Source organism: Bacteroides sp. HPS0048, assembly GCF_964240755.1.
Classification (GTDB): Bacteria; Bacteroidota; Bacteroidia; order Bacteroidales; family Bacteroidaceae; genus Bacteroides; species Bacteroides nordii.
Genome location: NZ_CAXSVC010000004.1, coordinates 68,464 through 93,635, shown reverse-complemented (window position 1 = coordinate 93,635; position 25,172 = coordinate 68,464). Strand labels below are relative to the sequence as shown.

The 25,172-nt window shown below is 40.9% G+C and carries 17 protein-coding genes, 1 tRNA gene and 1 pseudogene; 11 read left to right on the top strand and 8 right to left on the bottom strand.

Features of this window, described 5'->3' with window-relative positions; genetic code table 11:
- Window positions 1-206 precede the first annotated feature (206 nt).
- Together ACESQI_RS04585 and ACESQI_RS04580 are read left to right on the top strand one after the other, a co-directional pair.
- Window positions 207-2,291 (top strand): outer membrane beta-barrel family protein, encoded by a 2,085-nt coding sequence (locus ACESQI_RS04585; protein WP_195659874.1) that lies wholly within the window; start codon window positions 207-209, stop codon window positions 2,289-2,291.
- Window positions 2,292-2,373: 82 nt separating this feature from the next.
- Entirely contained in the window at window positions 2,374-4,041 is a 1,668-nt protein-coding gene (locus ACESQI_RS04580) for a formate--tetrahydrofolate ligase (RefSeq protein WP_195350713.1), read from the top strand.
- 335 nt (window positions 4,042-4,376) lie between these two features.
- Here the strand turns inward: ACESQI_RS04580 and ACESQI_RS04575 are convergent, their stop codons facing one another.
- From ACESQI_RS04575 to pyrB, 6 genes are all read right to left on the bottom strand, one after another.
- The gene (locus tag ACESQI_RS04575) at window positions 4,377-5,084 is read right to left on the bottom strand and encodes a hypothetical protein (RefSeq protein ID WP_007485556.1); all 708 of its coding nucleotides are present in this window, start codon (window positions 5,082-5,084) and stop codon (window positions 4,377-4,379) included.
- 156 nt (window positions 5,085-5,240) lie between these two features.
- On the bottom strand, window positions 5,241-6,521 hold the full coding sequence (glyA, locus tag ACESQI_RS04570; protein ID WP_007485557.1) for a serine hydroxymethyltransferase: 1,281 nt from the start codon (window positions 6,519-6,521) through the stop codon (window positions 5,241-5,243).
- A gap of 103 nt (window positions 6,522-6,624) precedes the next feature.
- Window positions 6,625-7,344: a porin family protein gene (locus ACESQI_RS04565; protein ID WP_223382214.1), complete on the bottom strand. Its 720-nt coding sequence runs from the start codon at window positions 7,342-7,344 to the stop codon at window positions 6,625-6,627.
- A gap of 116 nt (window positions 7,345-7,460) precedes the next feature.
- Window positions 7,461-8,027 carry a flavin reductase family protein gene (locus tag ACESQI_RS04560; RefSeq protein WP_007485558.1) on the bottom strand — a complete coding sequence of 189 codons (567 nt, stop codon included), beginning with the start codon at window positions 8,025-8,027 and terminating at the stop codon, window positions 7,461-7,463.
- A gap of 115 nt (window positions 8,028-8,142) precedes the next feature.
- A complete protein-coding gene (gene pyrI / locus ACESQI_RS04555) occupies window positions 8,143-8,607 on the bottom strand; it encodes an aspartate carbamoyltransferase regulatory subunit (RefSeq protein ID WP_002560359.1) in 465 nt (154 codons plus the stop codon).
- Window positions 8,608-8,624: 17 nt separating this feature from the next.
- Window positions 8,625-9,551 (bottom strand): aspartate carbamoyltransferase, encoded by a 927-nt coding sequence (pyrB, locus tag ACESQI_RS04550; RefSeq protein ID WP_007485559.1) that lies wholly within the window; start codon window positions 9,549-9,551, stop codon window positions 8,625-8,627.
- A gap of 250 nt (window positions 9,552-9,801) precedes the next feature.
- Here pyrB and ACESQI_RS04545 point away from each other — a divergent pair, with 250 nt between their 5' ends.
- From ACESQI_RS04545 to ACESQI_RS04525, 5 genes are all read left to right on the top strand, one after another.
- Window positions 9,802-12,138 carry a transglycosylase domain-containing protein gene (locus tag ACESQI_RS04545; protein WP_025866406.1) on the top strand — a complete coding sequence of 779 codons (2,337 nt, stop codon included), beginning with the start codon at window positions 9,802-9,804 and terminating at the stop codon, window positions 12,136-12,138.
- A gap of 11 nt (window positions 12,139-12,149) precedes the next feature.
- Window positions 12,150-12,533: a 2-amino-4-hydroxy-6-hydroxymethyldihydropteridine diphosphokinase gene (locus ACESQI_RS04540; protein WP_195659877.1), complete on the top strand. Its 384-nt coding sequence runs from the start codon at window positions 12,150-12,152 to the stop codon at window positions 12,531-12,533.
- A 1-nt stretch (window position 12,534) separates the two neighbouring features.
- The gene (kdsB, locus tag ACESQI_RS04535) at window positions 12,535-13,287 is read left to right on the top strand and encodes a 3-deoxy-manno-octulosonate cytidylyltransferase (protein ID WP_002560355.1); all 753 of its coding nucleotides are present in this window, start codon (window positions 12,535-12,537) and stop codon (window positions 13,285-13,287) included.
- Between the two features lie 15 nt (window positions 13,288-13,302).
- The gene (locus ACESQI_RS04530; RefSeq protein WP_373125498.1) at window positions 13,303-14,589 is read left to right on the top strand and encodes a M16 family metallopeptidase; all 1,287 of its coding nucleotides are present in this window, start codon (window positions 13,303-13,305) and stop codon (window positions 14,587-14,589) included.
- 89 nt (window positions 14,590-14,678) lie between these two features.
- Window positions 14,679-15,830, top strand: coding sequence for a phosphatidylinositol-4-phosphate 5-kinase (locus ACESQI_RS04525; protein ID WP_237977445.1), 1,152 nt, complete (start codon window positions 14,679-14,681; stop codon window positions 15,828-15,830).
- A 200-nt stretch (window positions 15,831-16,030) separates the two neighbouring features.
- Here ACESQI_RS04525 and ACESQI_RS04520 read toward each other — a convergent pair whose 3' ends face one another.
- Window positions 16,031-16,969, bottom strand: a complete 939-nt coding sequence (locus tag ACESQI_RS04520; RefSeq protein ID WP_002560352.1) for a ribose-phosphate pyrophosphokinase — start codon at window positions 16,967-16,969, stop codon at window positions 16,031-16,033.
- A 231-nt stretch (window positions 16,970-17,200) separates the two neighbouring features.
- Here ACESQI_RS04520 and ACESQI_RS04515 point away from each other — a divergent pair, with 231 nt between their 5' ends.
- The 4 genes from ACESQI_RS04515 to ACESQI_RS04500 all read left to right on the top strand — a co-directional run bounded on the left by ACESQI_RS04515 (window position 17,201) and on the right by ACESQI_RS04500 (window position 23,920).
- A complete protein-coding gene (locus tag ACESQI_RS04515; protein WP_223382212.1) occupies window positions 17,201-21,514 on the top strand; it encodes a DUF5113 domain-containing protein in 4,314 nt (1,437 codons plus the stop codon).
- 67 nt (window positions 21,515-21,581) lie between these two features.
- Entirely contained in the window at window positions 21,582-22,310 is a 729-nt protein-coding gene (locus ACESQI_RS04510; RefSeq protein WP_002560350.1) for a DUF5932 domain-containing protein, read from the top strand.
- Window positions 22,300-23,757 (top strand): AbgT family transporter, encoded by a 1,458-nt coding sequence (locus tag ACESQI_RS04505; RefSeq protein WP_002560349.1) that lies wholly within the window; start codon window positions 22,300-22,302, stop codon window positions 23,755-23,757. The genes ACESQI_RS04510 and ACESQI_RS04505 overlap by 11 nt, the downstream gene beginning before the upstream one ends.
- A gap of 89 nt (window positions 23,758-23,846) precedes the next feature.
- Window positions 23,847-23,920: transfer RNA gene (locus ACESQI_RS04500), tRNA-Arg, on the top strand.
- A 226-nt stretch (window positions 23,921-24,146) separates the two neighbouring features.
- Here ACESQI_RS04500 and ACESQI_RS04495 read toward each other — a convergent pair.
- A pseudogene (locus ACESQI_RS04495) lies at window positions 24,147-25,019 on the bottom strand (alpha/beta hydrolase); the annotation flags it as partial.
- Between the last annotated feature and the right edge of the window lie 153 nt (window positions 25,020-25,172).

Below are 25,172 nucleotides of genomic sequence, written 5' to 3'. Positions count from 1 at the left end.
TAAATAGCCTTCTTTTAAAAGAAAGCAGAGAATACTTTAATTATAGATTCATTGTTATTCAGTCTGTTGTCAGTGTTATTATCTAATTCTTCTTTGTTTTGTATGGTAGTGGACGATAAGACTAAATAACACTACATAAGTTTCGGATAACGCAGACTAAACTGATTTTTGGCGTATTTTGCATTATCACTAAAACCAGATACAATATGAAACGAATTTATTTACTGTTTACTGTGATTGGCATGGGGTTAACACACTTGTGTGCACAGTCTCAAGATAGCTTGGATACTTATATTGATAGTATTTATCACGAATTGCCTGAAGTGATGATAAAAGGCGAACGTCCCATTGTAAAAGCCACACAGGGCAAGTTGGTATATGACATACCACGGCTCATTAATGATTTGCCTGTCGATAATGCCTATGATGCAATCAAGGAACTTCCGGGAGTTGCAGAAATGAACGGTAGTATCACACTTGCCGGACAGGGTGTTACCGTAGTCATAGATGGTAAAGTGACTACTATGAGTACCGAACAGCTGAATACGTTGCTAAAGAGTATTCCTTCAAGCCGTATTGAGAAAGCTGAAGTGATGTACTCCGCCCCGGCACGCTACCAGGTTCGTGGAGCCATGATAAATATTTGTCTGAAACAAGGGGGAGGAAATGCTCCTTCCTTTCAGGGAGAACTTTTTAGCGATTACAGACAGAAACATTATGAAGCATTGACCGAGCGTGCAAGCCTCCTTTATTCCGGAAATAAATTCTCTGCTGACTTTCTTTACTCTTACGGACACGGACGCAACTATTTTTTAACGGACAAAGAGGCTTTGCATACGCTGTCGGATAGTCATGTATATCCAATGAATACACATGAGATGCAGCGCAGCCGACACAACACACACAGTGTTCGTCTTGGTGCGGATTACCTAATTGCAGAAGAACAGCAATTGAGCTTTGTTTATAATGGTACGTTCACCAATGGGCATAACCGGACTACAGTAGAAGGAGCACAAACCTCTAATACGCAAACACGTAGTACGGATCAACTTCATAATGGACGCGTGGATTATCGTACTCCGTTTGGCTTGAAGGCAGGTGCGGAATTTACATTCTATGAGTCTCCTTCTACCCAATTGTTGCACAGTCGTTTAAATGATGACGAACTTGATTTTCTGAGTGATGATTGTCAGCGTATTAATCGTTGGAAGTTTTTCCTTTCTGAGGAACAAAATCTGGGTAAAGGTTGGGGAATCAATTACGGAGCGGTTTATACTACCAGTATAGATCATAGTCATCAATACTACTATCATCCCGAAAGTGGTGAATTATTGTCTGGGAATAATAACATGAAATCGCGTCGGCGTGAGCAGACCTTAAACTTTTATGCCGGATTTAATAAAAGCTTCGGTGATAAATTATCGTTGGATGTTTCGCTGGCTACCGAACAGTTTCATACACCTGTCTGGAATGAATGGAATCTTTATCCGACTCTGAATCTCAGCTATGTTCCATCTGCCGGAAATATCTGGCAACTTTCTTTTAGCAGTGATAAAAATTATCCGGATTATTGGGCTACACAAGATGCTATATCTTATTTAGGAGGCGGATATTCTGAGATTCATGGCAATCCGTTCTTGAAGCCGAATATTGATTACCAGGCACAACTCACATATGTTTTAAAAAGTAAGTATATGTTTACTGCCTGGTATAGCCAAACGAAAGATTACTCTACCCAAACACTGTATCAATCTCCTGATCGCTTGTTGGAAATCTATAAATATTTAAATTTCGATAAGAAGCAACAGATAGGGCTACAGACGGTTATTCCTTTTAAAGTGAAAGAGTGGTTAAGCTCTCGCATTACTCTGATCGGAGTGTATGACCGGCAGAAAGACAGTGATTTTTGGGATATTCCTTTTGACCGTAAGATTTGTTATGGTATGGCTCATATGAACAATACGTTTACACTTTCCGGTAAGCCGGATATTAAAATAATCATTAGTGGTATGGTTCGTAGTAAAGCCCAGCAAGGTATTTATGATTTACCGGCATCCGGCAACGTGGACGCGGCTATAAAATATACGTTTGCAAAAGGAAAAGCTTTGCTCACTTTACGCTGTAATGATATCTTCGAAACCGGACAAATTTCGCCACGCATCCATTTTGCAACACAAAATGTAACGAATAACTATTCTTGCTTCCGTGAATTCGGTGTTTCATTTACCTATAAGTTTGGTGGCTATAAGGAGAAACAGCGGGAAGCAGTAGATACTTCACGATTTAAGTGATTTTTCTCTGCTTATTCCAACTTTTGTATGGAGTTAATTGTTAATTTTGCAACCTCAAAAGCGAAACTAATAATTACCCGATATGAAATCAGATATAGAAATAGCCCGTGGTACGGAACTGAAAAAAATAAAGCAGGTTGCTGAAAGTATTGGTATCCCGCGTGACGAAGTGGAAAACTATGGTCGCTACATTGCAAAAATCCCCGAGCAATTGATAGACGAAGAGAAAGTAAAACAGAGCAATCTGATACTGGTAACTGCTATCACTGCCACAAAAGCCGGAATTGGTAAGACTACTGTTTCTATCGGTCTGGCTCTGGGACTTAATAAAATAGGCAAGAAAGCGATTGTAGCTCTGCGTGAACCGTCTTTAGGACCTTGTTTCGGCATGAAAGGCGGTGCAGCAGGAGGTGGATATGCCCAGGTACTTCCTATGGATAAGATAAACCTGCATTTCACAGGTGATTTCCATGCCATCACTTCGGCGCATAATATGATCTCTGCTTTATTGGATAACTTTCTGTATCAGAACCAGTCCAATGGCTTTGGACTAAAAGAAATCCTTTGGCGTCGGGTACTCGATGTAAATGATCGCTCTTTGCGTAACATTGTTACCGGACTGGGTGCCAAAACAGACGGCATCACTATGCAATCCGGCTTCGACATTACTCCTGCTTCAGAGATTATGGCTATTCTCTGTCTGGCAAGTGATATGGAAGACCTTCGCCGCCGCATTGAAAATATACTTCTTGGGTTTACTTATGATGATAAGCCGTTCACAGTGAAAGATCTTGGAGTGGCTGGTGCAATCACCGTTTTATTAAAAGATGCCATTCACCCCAATTTGGTGCAGACGACAGAGAATACAGCGGCTTTTGTACACGGTGGTCCGTTTGCCAATATTGCGCATGGATGTAACTCTATCCTGGCAACTAAGATGGCTATGACTTTTGGTGACTATGTAATCACAGAGGCTGGTTTTGGAGCTGATCTTGGTGCAGAGAAATTCTACAATATAAAGTGTCGAAAGAGTGGCGTACAGCCTCGACTGACTGTTATTGTTGCCACAGCACAGGGATTGAAAATGCATGGCGGCGTTAGTCTTGATCGCATTAAAGATCCCAATATGGAGGGCCTGAAAGAAGGACTTCGTAACCTCGATAAACATGTTCGTAATCTTCGTGCTTTTGGCCAGACGGTAATTGTTGCATTCAATAAGTTTGCCAGTGATACGGATGAGGAAATGGAGTTACTTCGTCGTCATTGTGAAGAATTAGGAGTAGGATTTGCCATTAATAATGCGTTTAGTGAAGGAGGAGAGGGAGCTGTCGATCTGGCTAATCTCGTTGTGGAAACTATTGAGAAAAAACCATCCGCCCCCTTGCAATTCACTTATAAAGATGATGATAGCATCGAACAGAAGATAGAAAAAGTTGCTACCGGTATCTATGGCGCAAGTGTGATTACATACAGTACGATAGCTCGTAAGAAAATCAAGCTTGCCGAAACGATGGGGATCACTCATTATCCGGTGTGTATTGCTAAAACGCAATATTCATTTTCTGCCGATCCGAAGATATATGGTGCAGTCAATAATTTTGAGTTTCATATTAAAGATATTGTAATAAATAACGGAGCAGAAATGATTGTTGCTATTGCTGGTGAGATCATGCGTATGCCGGGACTTCCCAAAGAGCCACAAGCTAAACATATTGACATTGTTGATGGCCAAATAGACGGGTTAAGCTGATGAATAATGTGGTAATATGATAATATATGCACACGGATGACAACGGAACTTTTTATTTTATTTATTGATAATCAAGGAAAAAGGAAATCTGATCCGTTGTCATCCGCTCGATCCGTCTCGTCTTGTGTGCTATAAAAGACTAATCCTCAACTGATTTCAACCACTTTTCGCATTATTATTAAAAACTGAGTAGCTACTATGGATTTAGCAACTACTCAATTTCTGTTTTTTTGGAAAGAATGTGGAGATTTCTCTCTCATAAAGGAATCATTGTCAAATGTGACTTCTCCGTACAGAAAGCACCACACTCTTGGGTATATATAGAGTCCAGTGTGTCATTTCTTGATTTTCTCTAACACACTGTAAGATTGCAATTCGTTTTTCTTGTTATATTGTTCGGAGCGGACAATACCAATGTTGGGAGCATACCATTCGTATCCGTACCCCTCTATCTTTCCTTTCGGTGTCCAGATGTCTATGTCATATTTAATTTTCGTACAGTAAAAAGGACCTGCAGGAGTATCTACACTTTCTGTAGCAACAAAGCGTCGGTCAGAGAGAGTAATTTCTGCGCGATTGTTTTTGTTTCCTTTCTGATACAGGCGTATGGTAGCGTCGTCAAATTCATTGTCATCGTCCGGATCTGTCGGATCAGACATCGCATCCGGATAATTCATCAAATCACCGATCATGTATACATCTGTATTCATCATATCCATTGCAGCAGGGAAAGTGGTGGCACCGTTCATACTCATAGAGAAATCTCCATCGTTACAGCGTGCTACCATTTGCCCGGAGTTTATAAGCTTACCGGCAGCATTGGAGAAGGTGTAACTGGCTATTGCTTCTGTACCGGATGGATAATCATAGACCTGGTCTACACGATAAACGAGGATACTGGAGAGCTTTCCGTTAGCTGTATAGCAATTGCGGGTTACTTGTTGTCCCTCTTGGTTAGGGAAGAAGAAGGTACAGTTCTCCTGAGCTACGGCGCTGGTTGCAATTAGCATAACGCCCATTAATAATAGATTTTTCAGCTTCATAATTAAGTATAGGTTTATTATCTTTTCTCGTTTTTATGTAGTAAGAACATCATTTAAAACAAAAAGTTCACAATGAAGAAAAAAATCCCGTGTATCTTCTTCACAGATGATACACGGGCTCTAAGTTGTAAATTATTAATTTATGTATTCCGGCCTTTAATAGGCAAAGATCGGATATTTCTCCATCGTTTTGTTGACACGTGCACGAATTTGTGCTATTACTTCTTCATTATCAACATTAGAGAGTACTGTTTCAATCATTTCAGCAATTTCTAACATTAGATCTTCCTTTGCACCGCGGGTAGTGATGGCAGGAGTACCTAAACGTATACCAGAAGTCTGGAATGCAGAACGACTATCAAACGGTACCATGTTTTTGTTTACTGTAATATCAGCGGCTACCAATGCTTTCTCTGCTACCTTACCTGTCAGATCAGGGTATTTTGAACGCAGGTCTACTAACATTGAATGATTGTCCGTACCACCGGATACGATTGTAAAACCGCGATCAATCAGTGCCTGAGCCAATACAGAGGCATTTTTTTGTACTTGCTTCTGATACTCTATATATTCCGGTTGCAAGCATTCACCAAAAGCAACGGCTTTGGCTGCAATAACATGCTCCAGCGGACCACCCTGAATTCCAGGAAATACAGCTGAATCCAGTAACTGAGACATCATTTTGATTTCTCCCTTCGGAGTAGTCTTACCCCATGGGTTAGGGAAGTCTTTACCCATCATGATAACGCCTCCACGTGGGCCACGCAATGTTTTATGTGTTGTTGAAGTGACGATGTGTGCATATTTCAAAGGGTTATCCAGCAGACCGGCAGCAATAAGTCCGGCAGGGTGTGCCATGTCTATCATAAGGATGGCGCCTACTTTATCTGCTATTTCACGCATACGTTTGTAATCCCATTCACGAGAGTATGCCGAACCACCACCGATAATCATTTTGGGATGTTCGCGCAGAGCAACTTCTTCCATCTGATCGTAATCAACGCGACCTGTCTCTTTATTAAGATTGTACTCACATGGAGTATAGATAAGGCCGGAAGTATTGACCAATGAACCATGAGATAGGTGTCCGCCATGTGCCAAATTTAATCCCATGAATTTATCTCCCGGATTTAATACGGCAAGGAATACAGCCGCATTGGCCTGAGCTCCTGAGTGGGGTTGTACATTAGCCCATTCGGCACCAAAGATTTCTTTCAGACGGTCAATAGCGATTTGTTCGCTTTGATCTACCACTTCACATCCCCCATAATAACGTTTACCGGGATATCCTTCGGCGTATTTATTGGTAAGGCAGGAACCCATTGCTTCCATCACCTGGTCACTCACGAAGTTTTCTGATGCTATCAGCTCGATACCTTTAAGCTGACGTTGATGCTCTTTTTCGATAATATCGAAAATTAAATCGTCTCTTTTCATTCTGTATTATATAAAAATAAGTTTCTTATTGGAGATTCTTTATTAAGCGCACAAATTTATGGAAAAAGAATGATAATCCGACAAAAAAAAGCAGATTTATCTATTAAAATATCACTCCTAATGAGAAACTGAGTACCTGATCGCGCCGATGGAAGGTGATATTGCTTACTCCGGTACTCCCGTCAGAATTTATATTATCGTACGTTACCGATTTGGAAATGTTGTGTACTCCCTGCTCATATCGGAAATCGAAGAATATACGGGAGATGTTTACACCTACGCCAATAACGGCACTCAGATTGAAAGGGTACAGACGTTCATGTATTCCTTTCTGGTCAAAATTCTCAAAAGTGATTTCGTTTTTCTTTCCCCAGATATAGCGAAGTTTCGGTCCAAAGAAAATAGACATACCATAAGGCCCCTCTTTCACTACATTATATCCATAGAGCATCGGAAAATCAATGCTATGGATCATGGAAGTGACCGAAGCATAATCCGGCTCAATGTCCGGATGATGTGATCCAAGTTTATCGAAAGTTATTTCACACTTACTGACATTATAGGATATTTCCGGTTGAATGAAATGCCTTTTCATGTTGATACGCATAAAAAGTGCACCAAAGTAACCCAGTTTATAGTTGTTCTGAATCTCATCAATGGTCACATCTTTAATCTTAAAATCCGATACCAAAAACATGGAAGCATTAAAGCCAGCCTTTATCCCGATATTGAATCTTCTGTGATTGGGACGGTCTATTTTATCCGGGCTTTTACCACTTTGTGCAGAGGCAACTGATAGTGATACAAAAAGGCAATATGCCATTATACCTGCTATTTTGCAGACATACGAAAGAGACATACATTTTGTGTGTATGTCATTGACTGAACGCATCTGTTTTATTTCTACCGGCATTATTGGCATATTATTCAGTTAACATGTTATTTCTTCTTCTCGACGCTCCATCCGAACTTTCCTATTTTACTACCCAATTCGTAGTATCCACCGTGAACATACACCAGTGGATTGGCTTCTGCCAGTTCTAACTTTCCGGTTTCCGGGTTCAGGTGGCTTTCGTCAGCACGTACATTTACTACATCGGCGATAAACATATCGTGTGATCCTAACGATACGATTTCTTTTACTCTACACTCTATACAGAGTGGTGATTCTTCAATGAGTGGGGCATTAACTACGGTACATTTACCCGGCGTTAACTTCATCTCCTCAAACTTATGATATTCTTTCCCTGAACGTACTCCGCACCAGTCTGTAGGGAATGCCATCTCTGCTGTTGTGAGATTAATCACAAATTCCATGTTTCTCTTTATTATGGAATAGGAGTGGCGCTCCGGACGTATGGATATATAACACATGGGCGGGTTCGTACAAATCGTTCCCGTCCATGCCACTGTAATTATATTGTATTCACTTTCTTTATTTCCGCAACTCACCATGACGGCCGGCAACGGATAAATCATTGTTCCAGGTTTCCAGTCAACACGCATAAATTAAATATTTACAATTGGACGATTTACTATTTACGATTGAAATTACTCTTATGTATAGATTGACAATAAATAGTATTCTTCAATCGTAAATAGTAAATCGTCTAATCGTCAATTACTTGGTTATTGTAAATTCTTCTCTCCGCTGTTCCTTTTCACAATAATGACATTTCACCACACAGTTGTCTTTGTCCACTACATGGAACAGGGTGGCCATTGGCTCATTATTTGTGATACATTTAGGGTTGGCACATTTTATAATCCCTTTCAGATCGTCCGGCATGCGCACTTCCTTCTTCTCTACAACTTCATAATCACGGATAATGTTCAGCTTCACATGTGGAGCCACTACTGAAATGCGGTTAATCTCTTCATCGCAAAAAAACTTATCGGCTATTTTGATAATACCTTTTCGTCCCAATTTTTTGCTTTCAAGATTGAAGCCGATAGTGATATTGTTCTTCATGTGTTCCAGTCCGAGTAACCGTACGATGGTAAACAGTTTTTCGCTGGGTATATGGTCGATGACAGTCCCGTTTCGGAGGGCAGCCACTTGCAGGGCTTGTTTATTTTCGTTCATATCTTTGGTCATTAACTCTATTTTATATCTTCCAATGTAATTCCTAATACATCACACAGAATGGCTTCACGGGCATACAACCCGTTTTGCGCCTGTTGAAAGTAATAAGCTTTCGGGCTTTCATCCACATCATAAGCTATTTCATTGACACGAGGCAGAGGATGAAGAATGCGCAGATTAGGTCGTGTGTTCTCCAACATCTGAGCGCGTAGGATATATACATTTTTCACTCGTTCGTATTCCATCAGATCGGTGAAGCGTTCGCGTTGTACCCGGGTCATATAAAGGATATCGGCTTCGGCAATCGTTTCTTCGGTAAAATCAGTATGTTCTACGTATCTTATATTATGCTCTTTACAATATATTTTATATTCCTCCGGCATCTTCAGCTCATCGGGAGCTATAAAATGAAAAGTAGGGTTGAAGTGGCGCATGGCCATTAGCAAGGAGTGAACGGTACGTCCGTATTTAAGATCGCCTACGAGATAGATATTCAAATTTTCGAGTGTACCTTGTGTTTTGTAGATCGAGTAAAGATCGAGCATTGTCTGTGATGGATGTTGGTTGGCTCCGTCTCCGGCATTTACAATAGGTACTGTTGTTATCTCGCTTGCATAGCGGGCAGCTCCTTCCAAGTAGTGACGCATGACGATAATATCAGCATAATTACTTACCATTTTAATCGTATCTTTTAGCGTTTCGCCTTTAGATGAACTGGTAGCTTTGGGGTCGCTAAACCCAATAACACGTGCTCCAAGACGATTGGCAGCTGTTTCAAAACTAAGTCGGGTACGGGTAGATGGCTCAAAGAACAAAGTGGCTACCACTTTATTTTCAAGTAGCCGACGGTTGGGATTTTGTTCAAACTGCTTCGCCATTTCAAGCATATAAAGTATCTTTTCTTTCGAATGCTCGGCAATGGTTACTAAACTTCTGTTTTCCATTCTGTTATCTTTAATATTGATAGAACTTGTTTTCAGACTGTAAAGGTAGAGAGAAAATGCGGTATCTGCAACGAATGAAGTTGAAAATTAAAAGTTGAAAGTTGAAAATTGCATTCCACAGGAGAATCCATACTGGCTCTTAGTTATTTTTTGCTTTTCAATAACTTTGATTTGAATTGAAATTTGTACGTTCTCTGAATAATAGCTATCTTTGCAACTTAATAAACTGATAATTTCGTAACAGAACGCAATGATAAAAAAAATAATAAAAGCCCTTTGGATATTTTTTGCTGCAGTAGTACTGCTTTGTGTGGTTGTTTTTGCTTCTATATCGTATGGCTGGATAGGTTATATGCCTCCGGTAGAAGAACTCGAAAATCCGGAATATAAATTTGCAGCCGAAATATTTTCCGAAGATGGAAAAGTACTCGGAACTTTCTCATTAAAGCAGAACAATCGTGTTTACAGCAGTTATGCTGATTTATCTCCCAACATCATTAACGCTTTGATTGCCACCGAAGATGTCCGCTTTGCCCAACATTCGGGTATTGATGTGAAAGCTCTTTCCAGAGCCATAGTGAAACGTGGTATCTTGATGCAGAAAAGTGCCGGTGGAGGTAGCACACTCTCTCAGCAACTTGCCAAACAGCTGTTTACCGAAAATGTTGCAAGCAATACGCTTCAGCGCCTTCTTCAGAAACCGATTGAATGGGTAATTGCTGTGAAGCTGGAGCGCTACTATACAAAAGAAGAAATTCTGACGATGTATCTTAATAAATTTGACTTTCTGAATAATGCAGTAGGTATAAAAACGGCAGCTCACACTTATTTCGGTTGCGAACCCAAAGATCTGAAAACGGAAGAAGCCGCCATGCTGGTAGGCATGTGCCAGAATCCTTCACTCTACAATCCGGTATCCCGCAATTCGAAGATACGGGCGAATGCTTTGGGACGTCGCAATGTTGTTCTTAGCCAAATGGAGAAAGCAGGATATATTACCGAAGCAGAACGCGATTCCTTGCAGGCGCTTCCGTTAACGCTGACTTACAATCGCGTAGGGCATAATGAAGGTCTTGCAACTTATTTCCGTGAATATCTACGTGGAGTACTGACTGCTAAAAAACCGGATAAAAGCGATTATCGTGGTTGGCAAATGCAGAAGTTTTATGAGGATTCACTTTCATGGGAAACCGATCCTCTTTATGGGTGGTGTGCAAAGAATAAAAAGAAGGATGGTTCAAATTACAATGTCTACACCGATGGTTTGAAAATTTATACGACCATCGATTCGCGCATGCAACGTTATGCCGAAGAAGCTGTAGAAGAACATATGAAAGATTTGCAAGCACAATTCTTCAAAGAGAAAAAAGGCCGTAAAAAAGCACCATACAGCAATATGCTGACTCAACAGCAGATTGACGAAATCCTTGAAAGAGCTGTAAAGCAAACAGATCGTTACCGGGCAATGAAAAAAGACGGGGCTTCGGAAGCTGAAATCAAGAAGGCATTCAATACACCGGAGGAGATGTCTGTGTTCAGTTGGGCAGGTGAAAAAGATACCATCATGACACCAATGGACTCTATTAAATACTATAAGCATTTTCTACGTACCGGTTTTATGTCAATGAATCCGTTCAATGGACATGTAAAAGCCTACGTGGGAGGCCCCAACTATAACTATTTCAAGTATGATATGGCTATGGTGGGACGCCGTCAAGTGGGTTCTACAATAAAACCCTACCTTTATGCGCTGGCTATGGAAAACGGGTATTCTCCTTGTGACGAAACCCGCCACGTAGAGCAGACGCTAATGGATGAAAACGGTATACCCTGGACTCCGCGTAACAGTACTAAAAAACGTTACGGAGAACTTGTAACCCTGAAATGGGGATTGGCTAATTCCAGTAACTGGGTATCGGCATATTTGATGGGGAAATTGAATCCGTATGCATTGGTACGGTTGATACATAGTTTTGGGGTTCGCAACAAAGACATAATGCCAACTGTATCGCTTTGTCTCGGTCCGTGTGAAATTTCGGTAGGAGAGATGGTGAGCGCTTATACGGCATTTGCCAATAAGGGTATTCGTGTGGCACCGTTGTTTGTTACCCGTATCGAAGATAATGAAGGCAACGTACTCTCAACGTTTGCTCCGCAAATGGATGAAGTTATCAGTGCGTCGAGTGCTTATAAAATGTTGGTGATGCTCCGTGCAGTAATCAACGAAGGTACTGGTGGACGTGTTCGCAGCCGATATGGTATTACAGCCGATATGGGTGGTAAAACAGGTACTACGAATGCTAATTCCGATGGTTGGTTTATGGGTTTTGTTCCTTCACTTGTATCCGGTTGCTGGGTAGGAGGCGAGGAACGTGATATTCATTTTGATACGATGACCTACGGACAAGGAGCTTCTTTGGCATTACCTATCTGGGGAAAATATATGAAAAAGGTATTTGACGACAAGACATTAGGATACGATCCGACAGAGCATTTCCAGTTACCCGAAGGATTTGATCCTTGTGCCGGATCGGAGATTGGCTCAGAAGACTCTGGAGAACTTGGACTAGACGATCTGTTTAATTAAAAATTCTACCATTGAAGCGTTGTCTTATCTGTATTGGAAGTAACTACAACCGGAAGAAGAACCTCCTTCTGGCACGCCAAAGGCTACAGGCGCTGTTTCCTACTGTTCGTTTTGCAACGGAGGAGGAAACAGAGCCACTGTATTTGAGGAGTTTCGCATTGTTTTCCAATCAGGTGGCAGAGTTTGTTACCGAATTGGATGAAGAGTGCGTAGTAGATGAGCTGAAAGCCATAGAACGTGAAGCCGGTCGTCGACCTGGTGATAAAGTGAAAGAAAAAGTCTGTCTGGATATAGACCTGTTAATGTACGACGGCAAGATATTGAGACCAAAGGATATGAAGCAAGAATATGTCCGGAAAGGATTAAAAGAGTTAGATTACTTAGATTTAAAATAATATGAAATTTATAGGAATAATACCTGCCCGTTATGCTTCTACACGTTTTCCTGCAAAGCCGCTGGCTATATTAGGAGGAAAAACCGTAATACAGCGTGTATACGAACAAGTGGCAGGGATACTTGATGACGCCTATGTGGCAACGGACGATGTGCGTATTGAAGCTGCGGTAAAAGCTTTTGGTGGTAAAGTAGTCATGACGTCCGTAGAACATAAGAGCGGCACGGACCGCTGTTATGAAGCTGCGACTAAAATTGGTGGTAATTTTGATGTTGTGGTTAATATACAAGGGGACGAACCTTTTATCCAGCCATCACAATTGCAGGCAATAAAAGCCTGTTTTGAAGATGCAACGACTCAAATAGCTACATTAGTTAAACCTTTTGATACTAATGATGCTTTTGAAACCCTGGAAAATGCAAACTCACCTAAAGTAGTAGTAAACAAGAACTGGAATGCATTGTATTTCAGTCGCTCTGTGATTCCATATCTGCGCGGTGTGGAAAAGTCCGAATGGCTTCAGAATCATACCTACTATAAACATATTGGACTTTACGCCTATCGTACCGAAATATTGAAAGAGATAACTTCGCTTCCACAGTCTTCTTTGGAACTGGCCGAATCGTTGGAACAACTCCGTTGGCTAGAGAATGGTTATACAATCAAAGTAGGAGTCAGTGAAGTAGAGACGATTGGTATTGATACCCCCCAGGATCTCGCACGAGCAGAGGAGTTTCTGAAAAATAAAAAATGATTTTATATCGCAACCATGGATAGAACGATACAACCCGAGATCCAGGACCTGGAAAATTTGATTGTTACCCTTCCAATGCGGACTACGTTGCCCAATGGCATTCCTTTGGCGGTAATCAAGGCAGGAGAACAGGACGTAGTACGTATGGACATTCTTTTTGCCGGAGGGCGATGGCAGCAAACTCAGAAATTACAGGCTCTTTTCACGAATCGGATGCTTCGTGAAGGCTCTCTTAAGTACACTGCTTCGGAGATTGCAGAGAAACTGGATTATTATGGTGCATGGTTGGAACTTTCCAGTTCGTCGGAATACGCATATATCACGCTATATTCTTTAAATAAGTATTTCGCTGAAACACTCGAAATATTAGAGTCTATAATAAAAGAGCCTCTTTTCCCCGAAAAAGAGCTGAACACAGTACTTGATGTAAACATACAGCAATATCTTGTTAATTCCTCCAAAGTTGATTTTCTTGCTCAACGAAGTTTGCTCACTGCACTTTATGGAAACGAACACCCATGTGGGCGTTTAACAGAAGAGAAAGATTACCGTTTGATAACTCCCGACGTGCTTCGTGAATTTTATGATGAATATTATCATTCCGGTAATTGCGCAATTTTCTTGTCCGGTAACGTAACAGATGATGTTATCCACAAGGTAGAGTCTGCTTTCGGTAATACTCCTTTTGGTAACTATCGGTATCCTTTGGTGAAAAAAGAATATACTTTTACCACTACGCCTGATAAAAGAATATTTGTAGAACGGGATGATGCGTTACAGAGTGCCATAAAGTTAGGCGCTACAACTATTGAACGTACACATCCGGATTATCTTAAACTACGTGTATTGATGACCATTTTCGGAGGTTATTTTGGCAGTAGGCTGATGTCTAATATCCGGGAAAATAAGGGATATACTTATGGCATTTCAGCAGGTACCCTGTTTTATCCCGGAAGCGGTATGATTCTGATTAGTACGGAAGCAGATAATGAATATGTAGAGCTTTTAATCAGGGAGGTCTATCATGAGATTGATAAATTACAGGTTGAACCCGTACCTGTGAGTGAACTGACAATGGTACGCAACTATATGTTAGGAGAAATGTGTCGTAATTATGAATCCCCTTTCTCATTGGCAGATGCGTGGATGTTCATCTACACTTCAAAGCTTGATGATACTTATTTTGCCCGCTCATTGCAGGCTGTAAAGGAAGTTACACCCGAAGAAATGAAAGAATTGGCCAATCGCTATTTGTGCAAAGAGACATTAAAAGAGGTCATCGCAGGTAAAAAGTTGTCATAAAAAGGGGATGATAGCTGTGTGTTTTGCCTGAGAAATTGTATCTTTGTCACATCGCTAATCGTAATTCGTAACTTGTAATCTGTAAATTAATGAAATATCTATATACTGCACTCATATTGGTTTTTCTTTCTCAGGAAGGCGCTATAGCACAAAACAAAGGTGGTTTTTTCGGAAAAATAAAAGACACTTTCTCCACTGAAATCAAGATAGGAAACTATACATTTAAAGACGGCTCCGTGTATACCGGAGAGATGAAAGGCCGTAAACCAAATGGTAAAGGAAAGACTGTTTTTAAGAATGGAGACGTATACGAAGGGGAGTATGTAAAGGGAAAACGTGAAGGCTTCGGAATATATACCTTCCCTGATGGAGAAAAGTATGAAGGGCAATGGTTTCAGGATCAGCAGCATGGAAAAGGAATTTTCTACTTTATGAATAATAACCGCTATGATGGTATGTGGTTCCAGGACTATCAACATGGACAAGGTACGATGTATTACCATAACGGAGATATCTATGAAGGGAATTGGGCTAATGATAAACGAGAAGGTCAGGGCACATATACCTGGAGAGACGGTTCGAAATATGTAGGTACCTGGAAAAATGATAAGAAAGACGGCAAAGGTGTGTTGGCATGGAACAACGGCTGCAAATATGATGGCGAATGGAAGAACGATGTCCGTGAAGGTAAAGGAACTTTCGAATATACCAACGGAGAAAAATATGTAGGTGACTGGATGGACGATCTGCAACATGGACAAGGTATTTTCTATTTGGGAGAAGATCGCTATGAAGGTTCATATGTACAGGGTGAACGCACCGGAGCAGGTATCTATTATCATGCGAATGGCGATAAATATGTAGGAAATTTCAAGAACGGTATGCAGGATGGTGAGGGTACATTTACCTGGGCAAACGGAGCTGTATATAAAGGACACTGGAAAGAGAACAAAAGAAACGGGCGTGGTAAGTACACCTGGAGTAACGGTGATACATACGATGGAGAATGGAAAAATAATCAGCCCAATGGAGAAGGAATATTAATTCTGACCAATGGCACAAAGTATAAAGGCGGATTTGTAAATGGCCTTGAAGAAGGTAAAGGTATCCAGGAAGATAAAGACGGACATCGTTACGAAGGATTCTTCAAGCAGGGAAAGAAGCACGGGCCGTTTGTTGAAACAGATAGTAATGGCAAAATTATTCGTAAAGGGAACTATAAATTTGGAAGATTGGAGTAGGGAGCTCCCGTACGGAAAAGATACTTTTTAGTTGAAACGCAGATTAACGCAAATTTTCGCAAAGAATTAATTCAAATGGTAGAACTCTTGATCTACAAAAATCTACGTTAATTTGCACTTTAAAATGGGCTTTACAAAAAGTGGCGACACAATCTTTATTATTTGTGCCGCCACTTTTTTATTTATCAGGATCGTTTGTCTTAGATAATGTATTGTGAACTGATTGATTCGTTGCTCACGACACGTCTGATCGTTTCGGCAAACATATCTGCAATACTTAACTGTTTTACTTTAGCACATTTTTTAGAATAGGGGATGCTATCGGTGAATACCATTTCAGTAAGACTTGATTCTTGTACACGGAAAGAAGCAGGGTCTGACATAACACAATGACTTGCAATAGCACGTACAGATTTTGCACCGGCTTCTACCATAATATTGGCGGCCTTAGTAATCGTACCTGCTGTATCTACGATATCATCAATTAAAACAACATTTTTATCTTTTACATCACCAATAATCTGCATAGAGGCAACTTCGTTAGCTTTCTCACGCGATTTATTACAAAGTACCAAAGGTACACCGAGGTATTTTGAGAATGTACTTGCACGTTTTGAACCGCCTACGTCAGGAGTAGCGATAACTAAATTTTCCAGATGCAGTGACTGAATGTAGGGAAGGAACACTGCCGAAGCATACAAATGGTCAACCGGAATGTTAAAGAATCCCTGAATCTGGTCAGCATGAAGGTCCATTGTGATCAGACGGTCAATACCTGCTACTGCAAGTAAATCGGCTACCAATTTTGCGCCGATAGAAACACGAGGCTTGTCTTTTCTGTCCTGACGAGCCCAACCAAAATATGGAACAACAGCAACTACGCTCTTTGCAGATGCTCTTTTTGCTGCATCAATCATCAGCAGAAGTTCCATTAAATTGTCAGAGTTTGGGAAAGTGGATTGAACCAGGAATACATGTGAACCACGGATTGACTCCTCGTAAGAAACAGCAAATTCACCATCTGCAAAATGGGTGATATTCATGTTTCCCAAAGGACAATTGAGGCTGGCGCAGATTTTCTCTGCCAGGTATCTCGAATTGGTTCCCGAGAATACCATAAAGGGTGCTTTTTCGCTCATTTTATAATAGTTGTTACCTATTTGTTAATTTGCCCGCAAAGGTATGAAATCTCCCGACAATCTAAAAGACTTATTGTAGAAAAAATATTTTTTCATTCCTATTCACGGGAAATATTTGTAGATTTGCGAGATTAAATAATGCGCCAATAGGATAATGTGCCAATATGCTAATTGGCTACACTATTTTAACATACCGCATGGTAATTGGCACATCGAATAATTATTAAAACGATGAACCGTCACCTACCTTTGTATATACTGTGCATGCTGTTGCTCACAGCACTCTTTTCGTGTGTCGGTACAGCACCTACCAAAGAGGTACGTTTTATCGACTCTTTGAATCGAAGAGCGTATGCTTATCGTTACAAAAATCTGGATTCGTCCTATCATCCTGCATTGGAAGCCTATAACAAATCCCGCCTTTACAACCAGGGAAAAGCAGAGGCTTGCAATAATCTGGGATTTTGTGCATTTATGAAAATGGATTTTGAACGCGCTGAAGGTTTGCACAAAGAAGTATACGGACTCACTAAAAATGAACTGGAATTGCTTATTGCGGATGTGGGACTGATGAAAATCTACCAGCGGGCGGGCATGAACAAAGAATATTACGATTATCGCAACAGCGCTATGCGGCGAATGAAACGTATTCGTGAAGACAGTAATGTTTTTGCAGACAAGCATGAGACGCTACGGTTGAATTATGCCTTTACTGAGTTTTTTATAGTATCTGCCGTTTACTATTATTATCTTCAGCAACGTCCCGAAGCAATGGCAGCACTGGATAAGATTCCGCAAGACGAAGCTTTGAATGAAGATACCAATCAATACCTTTATTTTCATTATATCAAAGGATCGGCTTCTTTGTGTGAAGGTGATACACCGGACGAACGGAAATTACATGAATATGACGAACTCTATACTACCTGGCGACTGGCTTCCCGTGAAGGTTATCTTTATTTTGTCGGAAACAGTATGCAGGGATTGGCTAACCTGCTGATACCTGAAGGAGATTTTGATCTGATTGTGTCAAGACGTTCACATTCATTGAAGCAGCTGGGCATACCAATTGACTCTTTATTACCTTTAAGATTGGGAGAAAAGGCCTTACAGACTTTCAAGGAATACGATGACCTGTATCAGATTGCCGGTGCTTATGTCTCTATCGGAAAGTACTTCAATGCTCATGGTCTGTATTCCGAAGCACTCGATTCTCTGGGTAAAGCACTGGAATGCGTAAATCATCATCATCTTTTGTATTATCACCATGATGCCGATACGTTGGACAAACTGCAGCCTTTTGTCGGTGCTGACACCATTTTCACCGAAATGACGTGGATAGGGCAGGAGAGAGTCAAAACTGTACCTGAATGGATATCCCGTATTCGCGAACAGTTGAGTGTCTCTTATGCAGGTTTGGGTATGAAACCGGAGTCCGACTACAACCGCAATATCTACCTGGATATATTAAATGATACCCGTCAGGACAAGGAACTGGAAAGTCGTTACGCCTATCTGGAAGCAGAGTCCAAACAGTTAAATATCGTACTTTTCTTTGTTACGGTAGGTTTGTTCCTGGTAATCGTTTTATTCTGGATTTTCAATAAACGTTCTAAAATAAAAAATCGTATTTACACCGAACGGTTGCAACAGACGCTGATTCTCTGCCGGGATATTACAGCTTTTATTCCGATGAATATACCTCTTATTCAGCAAGGTATTGACCGCTTGTTCGGACCGGACCGGATTACATTGGAGGTTACCGAAGAAGGAAAGGCAAATTTCGTTCACAATCATCGGCTGAGCCGCGATGAACAGGCATTGGTACATATATTGATACCCTATGTGGAGTGGGCTATGGATAATGAGCAGGCCATTGCCACCCTCAGTGACGAGCGTAATCAACTGGAAAAGCAACGTTATGTCTATGAACAACATATTGCTGCCAACAAACGCCAGAATCTGATAAAGAAGTCGTGTCTTGCCATTGTGAATGGTATCAATCCTTATATAGACCGCATACTCAACGAGGTGCACAAACTGACGGAAAAAGGTTTCATGAAAGATCTGCGGATCAAAAAAGAAAAATATCAATACATTGACGAGTTAGTGACTACGATCAATGAATACAATGATATTCTTGCCTTGTGGATTAAGATGAAACAGGGTACATTGAGCCTAAATATAGAAATTTTCAGCCTGAACGAGCTTTTCGAACTTTTAGGGAAAGGACGCAGAGCCTTTGAAATGAAGAATCAGACACTCGAAATAGAATCTACACAGGTATTGGTAAAGGCAGACAAGGCATTGACTTTGTTTATGATAAATACATTGGCCGAAAACGCCCGTAAATATACTCCTGAAGGAGGGAAAATACATATTTATGCCCGCCAGACTGAAGAATACGTTGAAATATCGGTAGAAGATAACGGACGTGGACTTTCTGCCGAAGATGTGGCGCGTATTATTGGCGAGAAGGTATACGATTCACGTGCTATCGGAATGAAAGATACTGAGGATACGGAAATACTGAGACAGAATAAAGGAAGTGGCTTCGGACTGATGAACTGTAAAGGTATCATTGAAAAGTATCGTAAAACAAATGATTTGTTCCGGGTATGCCTGTTCAGCGTTGAAAGTGAACCGGGTAGGGGAAGCCGTTTTTATTTCCGTCTTCCGCCGGGAGTACGAAAGATAATAGGAATGCTGTTATGTTTGCTATTGCCTTCATACCTGTGCTCTTCTTGTGTAAAAGAAGCTAAACAGGCATTTGCTCCATCTGCAATAGACTCCGTAGGCCTGGCTGTAGATTCCAATTATGAACAATTGCTTGACGAAGCATCAGACTATGCCAATGCAGCCTATTTTGCTAATGTAGACGGTTATTATGAAGCGGCCCTGCAATATGCAGACTCCGCTATTAAGGTGTTGAACAAGCATTATAAGAAATATGCCCGCCGGCCCTATCGATACATGAAACTGGTTGGTGAAGGTACTCCGGCCGAACTGACCTGGTGGAATGAAATGTTCGATTCAGACTTCCATGCCATACTGGATATAAGGAATGAAGCAGCGGTCGCTTTTCTTGCACTAAAACAGTTGGACGGATATAATTATAATAATGCAGCATTTACAGCCCTTTATAAGCTGCAAAGTGAAGATCAGTCGTTGGAGGGATACTGCCGCCAATTGGAACGTTCTACAACGAACAAGATAGTAGGTATTATCCTTTGCATCCTTTTGTTGGTAATCTCTCTGGCAGGTTATTATCTAATCTATATACGCAAACGCCTGCTCAACCGTCTGAATTTAGAACAGGTGCTTGAGATAAACAAAAAAGTTTTCGCTTCTTCACTGATACGTTCACAGGAGTCGGCCGAAGCCTTACAGCGCGAAGAGGATACATTGAAGGAGATTCCTCAACGACTCGTTGACGAAGCATTTGATTCTATCAACGAATTACTCACAATTGATAGACTCAGCCTTGCCGTGTACAATGAGACTACCCATCATTTAGAGTTTGCTTCCAATCCTCGGCTTGATGCGATGCCTGAGTTGATGCAACGTTGTTTTAATGAGCAAGCTTATCAGTCTGACGGGCTTGCACAGGCCATTCCATTGATGGTGGATGCCGGAGGAGAGCATCAGTGTGTAGGTGTGCTTTACCTGGAACGCCGTGAAGGAACTGAATTAGAAACAGATCGTTTGCTGTTTGAATTGGTGGCCCGTTACGTAGCAATCGTAGTGTTCAATGCTGTAGTGAAACTGGCAATGAAATACCGGGATATTGAATCTGCACATGAAGAAGCACAACGTGCTTCCTGGGAAGACAGTATGCTGCATGTTCAGAATATGGTACTCGATAATTGCCTTTCTACCATCAAACACGAGACTGTTTATTATCCCAATAAAATAAAACAGATCGTTGGTAAGTTGAATACACAAAATCTTTCAGAAGCAGAAGAACGGGAGAATGTGGAAGCTATCAGTGAATTGATAGAGTACTACAAAGGCATCTTTACCATCCTTAGTTCCTGTGCTTCCCGGCAATTGGAAGAGGTTACATTCCGGCGGAGTACGATTCAGGTTTCCGATCTTTTTGAATATGCAGCTAAGTATTTCCGGAGGGTTAGTAAGGGAAAAAGAACCGGAGTTGAGTTAATGCTCGAACCAACGGAGGGCCGGGTTATCGGAGATATCAATCAACTTCGTTTTCTTCTTGAAAATCTGATAGACGAAGCGCTCGATGGGTCTAAAAACGGAATATTGAAATTAAGAGCCAGAGAAGAGGATGAATATGTACGCTTTCTTTTTACCGACACCCGTCGCGAAAAGAGCGTAGAAGAGCTGAACCAATTGTTTTATCCCAATCTGGCACGTATGACTGCAGGTGAAAAAGGAGAACTCCGCGGTACGGAATATCTGATATGTAAGCAAATTATTCGCGATCATGATGAATTTGCCGGACGACGTGGATGCCGTATCAATGCCGAGCCTGCTGTGGGGGGAGGGTTTACTGTTTACTTTACCATACCCAGGCGATGATAACAATAGATGTAAAGCAGTATAATAATATGTGTAACGAGTCATAACAATATATGTAACGAAACGTATGGAAGACAGAAAATTTAAAGTAATTATCGTAGAAGATGTAAAGCTGGAATTAAAAGGTACAGAAGAGATTTTCCGGCATGAAATACCCAATGCAGAAGTTATTGGGACAGCTATGACTGAAGCAGAATTCTGGCCGTTAATGGAAGCCCAATTACCCGATCTGGTACTGCTCGATCTTGGTTTGGGTGGTTCTACCACTATTGGAGTAGATATCTGCCGCAATATATTCAAACGTTACAAAGGAGTACGGGTGCTTATCTTCACAGGTGAAATATTGAATGAAAAACTATGGGTAGATGTACTGAATGCAGGAGCAGACGGCATTATCCTGAAGACAGGTGAACTGTTGACTAAGACAGATGTACAAGCAGTGATGGACGGCAAGAAACTTGTATTCAACTATCCCATACTTGAGAAGATAGTAGATCGTTTTAAAGCCTCTGTAGGTAACGATGCCAAACGCCAAGAAGCTGTTATCAATTACGATATCGATGAATATGACGAACGTTTTTTACGCCATCTCGCCTTGGGATATACCAAAGAGATGATAGCCAATCTCAAGGGTATGCCTTTTGGAGTGAAGTCGCTCGAAAAACGGCAGAACGATCTTGTCGGACGACTCTTTCCTAATGGAGAACGGGTAGGGGTGAATGCTACCCGTCTGGTAGTACGTGCATTTGAACTTCGTATCCTCGATCTTGATAATCTGGAAGCCGATGAAGAATAGCAAATGGCGCATGCCACATCCGGCCACAATGTTCCTTGTGCTGACAATGTTCGTTGTGCTTCTTTCGTGGATATTTGACATCTACGGACTAAGCGTTACATTGCCACAAACAGGTGAGGAAATTCGTGTGCAAAGCTTGTTAAGTCCGGAAGGTATTCGCTGGTTGCTTCGTCATATAGTCACCAATTTCACAGGATTTGCTCCTTTGGGAATGGTAATTGTAGCTATGTTTGGTATAGGAGTAGCGCAACACTCCGGCTTTATAGATGCTTGTATCCGGCAGGGAATTCGTGGAAAGCAGGAGAAAGAGAAAATTATTCTTTGGGTTATTTTCCTGGGATTGCTATCAAACGTAGTAGGTGATGCTGGTTATATTATATTGCTGCCTATTGCTGCTACTTTGTTTCATTCCGTGGGGTTACATCCGGTAGCTGGAATTATCACAGCTTATGCATCTGTAGCTTGCGGTTATAGTGCTAATGTTGTATTAAGTACGATGGATCCTTTGCTGGCCCGCACCACAGAAGAAGCCGCAGTGGCAGGTGGTATAGAACACGGTGATACGGGGCCGTTATGCAATTATTTTTTCATGTTTGTTTCTACTTTTCTCATTGCTGCCGTAGTTTATTGGGTAACGCGTCGTAAATTACTTCCGGCTATGGGCAATTATGGTGGAAGTACACTCTTTGAAGGTTATAAACCGCTTTCTCGTAAGGAACGCCGTGCTTTAACAATGGCCATCATTGTAGGCGTGGCCTATGTTGCTTTAGTACTTTGGCTAACTTTCTCTTCCTATGGTATTTTGCGTGGTGTAAGTGGCAATTTGATGCGTTCTCCTTTTATTATGGGAATATTGTTTCTCATTTCCTTGGGAGCCGGACTTATGGGAATGATCTACGGATTCAGTTCAGGGCGGTATCGTACGGATGCAGATGTGATAGAAGGTTTGGCACAACCGATGAAGTTACTGGGAGTATATTTTGTTATCGCCTTTTTTGCGGCACAGATGTTTGCCTGTTTTGAGTACTCACACCTTGACAAGTGCCTGGCTATAATGGGAGCAAATCTACTCTCTTCTATTGAGTTTGGCAACTTGTCGACTCTTATCCTTTTTATCATATTCAGTGCGCTGATCAATCTCATCATGGTATCTGCAACCTCCAAATGGACATTTATGGCATTCATTTTCATTCCGATATTCGATAAAATAGGTGTCTCTCCGGATGTAGTGCAGTGTGCTTTTCGTATAGGAGACAGTGCAACCAATGCCATTACTCCTTTTCTTTTTTATATGCCTTTAGTATTGACCTATATGCAGCAATATGACAAGAACTCCTCTTATCTTTCCCTATTAAGATATACATGGCGTTATTCTGTTTACATTTTAATAGCCTGGACTTTGTTATTTATTTTGTGGTATTTAACAGGCTTACCTTTAGGATTATAGCCTTTTCTGCACAGAGAAAGACACAAAAAAATACAGAAATATTTTTGAAGTTTCAGAAAAAGCATTACCTTTGCACCGCAATTAAGGATGGTTCCGTAGCTCAGCTGGATAGAGCAACGCCCTTCTAAGGCGTGGGTCAAGCGTTCGAATCGCTTCGGAATCACAACGATAAGGCAAGTAGTCAATAAAAAGACTGCTTGCCTTTCGTTGTTTGGGTGGTTATCAATAAGTTACTACGGCTGAGCTAATGTTTTGGGCTCAGCCGTCATTTATGGGAGATTTAAAACATATGTATAAAATGAACCCTAAAAACTATTTTTATAATTATTGGAATAAACTTATGCAATATCCGCTATTGAAAAAAATCTACTCCTCCCACATATTTCTTAGAAACTGTCAAGCCAAGCCCTCAAGTCTTGCAACATTTCTTTATGATACCTAAAATCCCCTTTATATCCCCATCCATGTCTTCCTGATGGATAAATGAAGATAGAAGCAGGAACTCTATTCTTCTTTAATGCCAGATAATAATATACTCCATTAGGTGTAGGCACAACGTTATCATCGTCAGAAAAAACAATAAAGGCTCTGGGAGTTTTGTCTGTCACATGTTTTTCATTAGAATACATATCTTCCAGTTCTTTAGAGGCATCTTTTTTTAATAAATTATCATGCGATCCTATGTGAGTAAAGGCTTTATCCATAGTTATTACCGGATAAAATAATACTTGAAATGCCGGACGCAAATCTGCCTTTGTATGTGTCGCTATTGTTGAAGCCAGATGACCACCAGCAGAAGACCCCATAATTCCGATATCTGCCGGATTTATATTCCACTCTTTTGCTTTTTCTTTTACGAGTCGTATGGCCTCTTCCGCATCAGAGAATGGAACCTCTCGATTTCCCCTTGGCATACGATATTTCAGGACAGCATAAGCAATGCCCAATTGGTTGAAGAACGGAGCCCAATCGTACCCCTCATGTCTATAAGCCAATCCACCGTATGCACCACCCGGGCAAGCAATAATAACACGCCCGGTCGCTCTTTCTTTCGAAGGCAGGAATATCCGTAATGAAGGTTTATAATTTTGGATGTTATCATCAAAAGGAGTATGATCTATACCATTTGTGTTAGGGAGTCCATTTGCCCATAAATCCACATCAAATTCTTTTTCTGTGAATTGAGCAAAAATCGGGTTACAGATAACAATAAATGTCAAAAAAACAAAGGAAGTTGTTATTGTTCTCATCGTAAATTTCATATTAATGAATTATTTAATTGTAATGCATAACTACAAATAATCACTTGAACCCAAAGTCGAAATAATTATTATACTATAAATAAATTTTTCTTATAGGCTCTGAGTGATACTGATTATGATTGTTTTATATTATAGAGAAATGTTTTTGAAAAG

What these genes read in the sequence shown, in the direction of transcription:
- ACESQI_RS04585 (WP_195659874.1), top strand. Translation starts at nt 207, where the DNA reads ATGAAACGAATTTATTTACTGTTTACTGTGATTGGCATGGGGTTAACA.
- ACESQI_RS04580 (WP_195350713.1), top strand. Translation starts at nt 2,374, where the DNA reads ATGAAATCAGATATAGAAATAGCCCGTGGTACGGAACTGAAAAAAATA.
- ACESQI_RS04575 (WP_007485556.1), bottom strand. Translation starts at nt 5,084, where the DNA reads ATGAAGCTGAAAAATCTATTATTAATGGGCGTTATGCTAATTGCAACC.
- glyA (WP_007485557.1), bottom strand. Translation starts at nt 6,521, where the DNA reads ATGAAAAGAGACGATTTAATTTTCGATATTATCGAAAAAGAGCATCAA.
- ACESQI_RS04565 (WP_223382214.1), bottom strand. Translation starts at nt 7,344, where the DNA reads ATGGCATATTGCCTTTTTGTATCACTATCAGTTGCCTCTGCACAAAGT.
- ACESQI_RS04560 (WP_007485558.1), bottom strand. Translation starts at nt 8,027, where the DNA reads ATGCGTGTTGACTGGAAACCTGGAACAATGATTTATCCGTTGCCGGCC.
- pyrI (WP_002560359.1), bottom strand. Translation starts at nt 8,607, where the DNA reads ATGAACGAAAATAAACAAGCCCTGCAAGTGGCTGCCCTCCGAAACGGG.
- pyrB (WP_007485559.1), bottom strand. Translation starts at nt 9,551, where the DNA reads ATGGAAAACAGAAGTTTAGTAACCATTGCCGAGCATTCGAAAGAAAAG.
- ACESQI_RS04545 (WP_025866406.1), top strand. Translation starts at nt 9,802, where the DNA reads ATGATAAAAAAAATAATAAAAGCCCTTTGGATATTTTTTGCTGCAGTA.
- kdsB (WP_002560355.1), top strand. Translation starts at nt 12,535, where the DNA reads ATGAAATTTATAGGAATAATACCTGCCCGTTATGCTTCTACACGTTTT.
- ACESQI_RS04530 (WP_373125498.1), top strand. Translation starts at nt 13,303, where the DNA reads ATGGATAGAACGATACAACCCGAGATCCAGGACCTGGAAAATTTGATT.
- ACESQI_RS04525 (WP_237977445.1), top strand. Translation starts at nt 14,679, where the DNA reads ATGAAATATCTATATACTGCACTCATATTGGTTTTTCTTTCTCAGGAA.
- ACESQI_RS04520 (WP_002560352.1), bottom strand. Translation starts at nt 16,969, where the DNA reads ATGAGCGAAAAAGCACCCTTTATGGTATTCTCGGGAACCAATTCGAGA.
- ACESQI_RS04515 (WP_223382212.1), top strand. Translation starts at nt 17,201, where the DNA reads ATGAACCGTCACCTACCTTTGTATATACTGTGCATGCTGTTGCTCACA.
- ACESQI_RS04510 (WP_002560350.1), top strand. Translation starts at nt 21,582, where the DNA reads ATGGAAGACAGAAAATTTAAAGTAATTATCGTAGAAGATGTAAAGCTG.
- ACESQI_RS04505 (WP_002560349.1), top strand. Translation starts at nt 22,300, where the DNA reads ATGAAGAATAGCAAATGGCGCATGCCACATCCGGCCACAATGTTCCTT.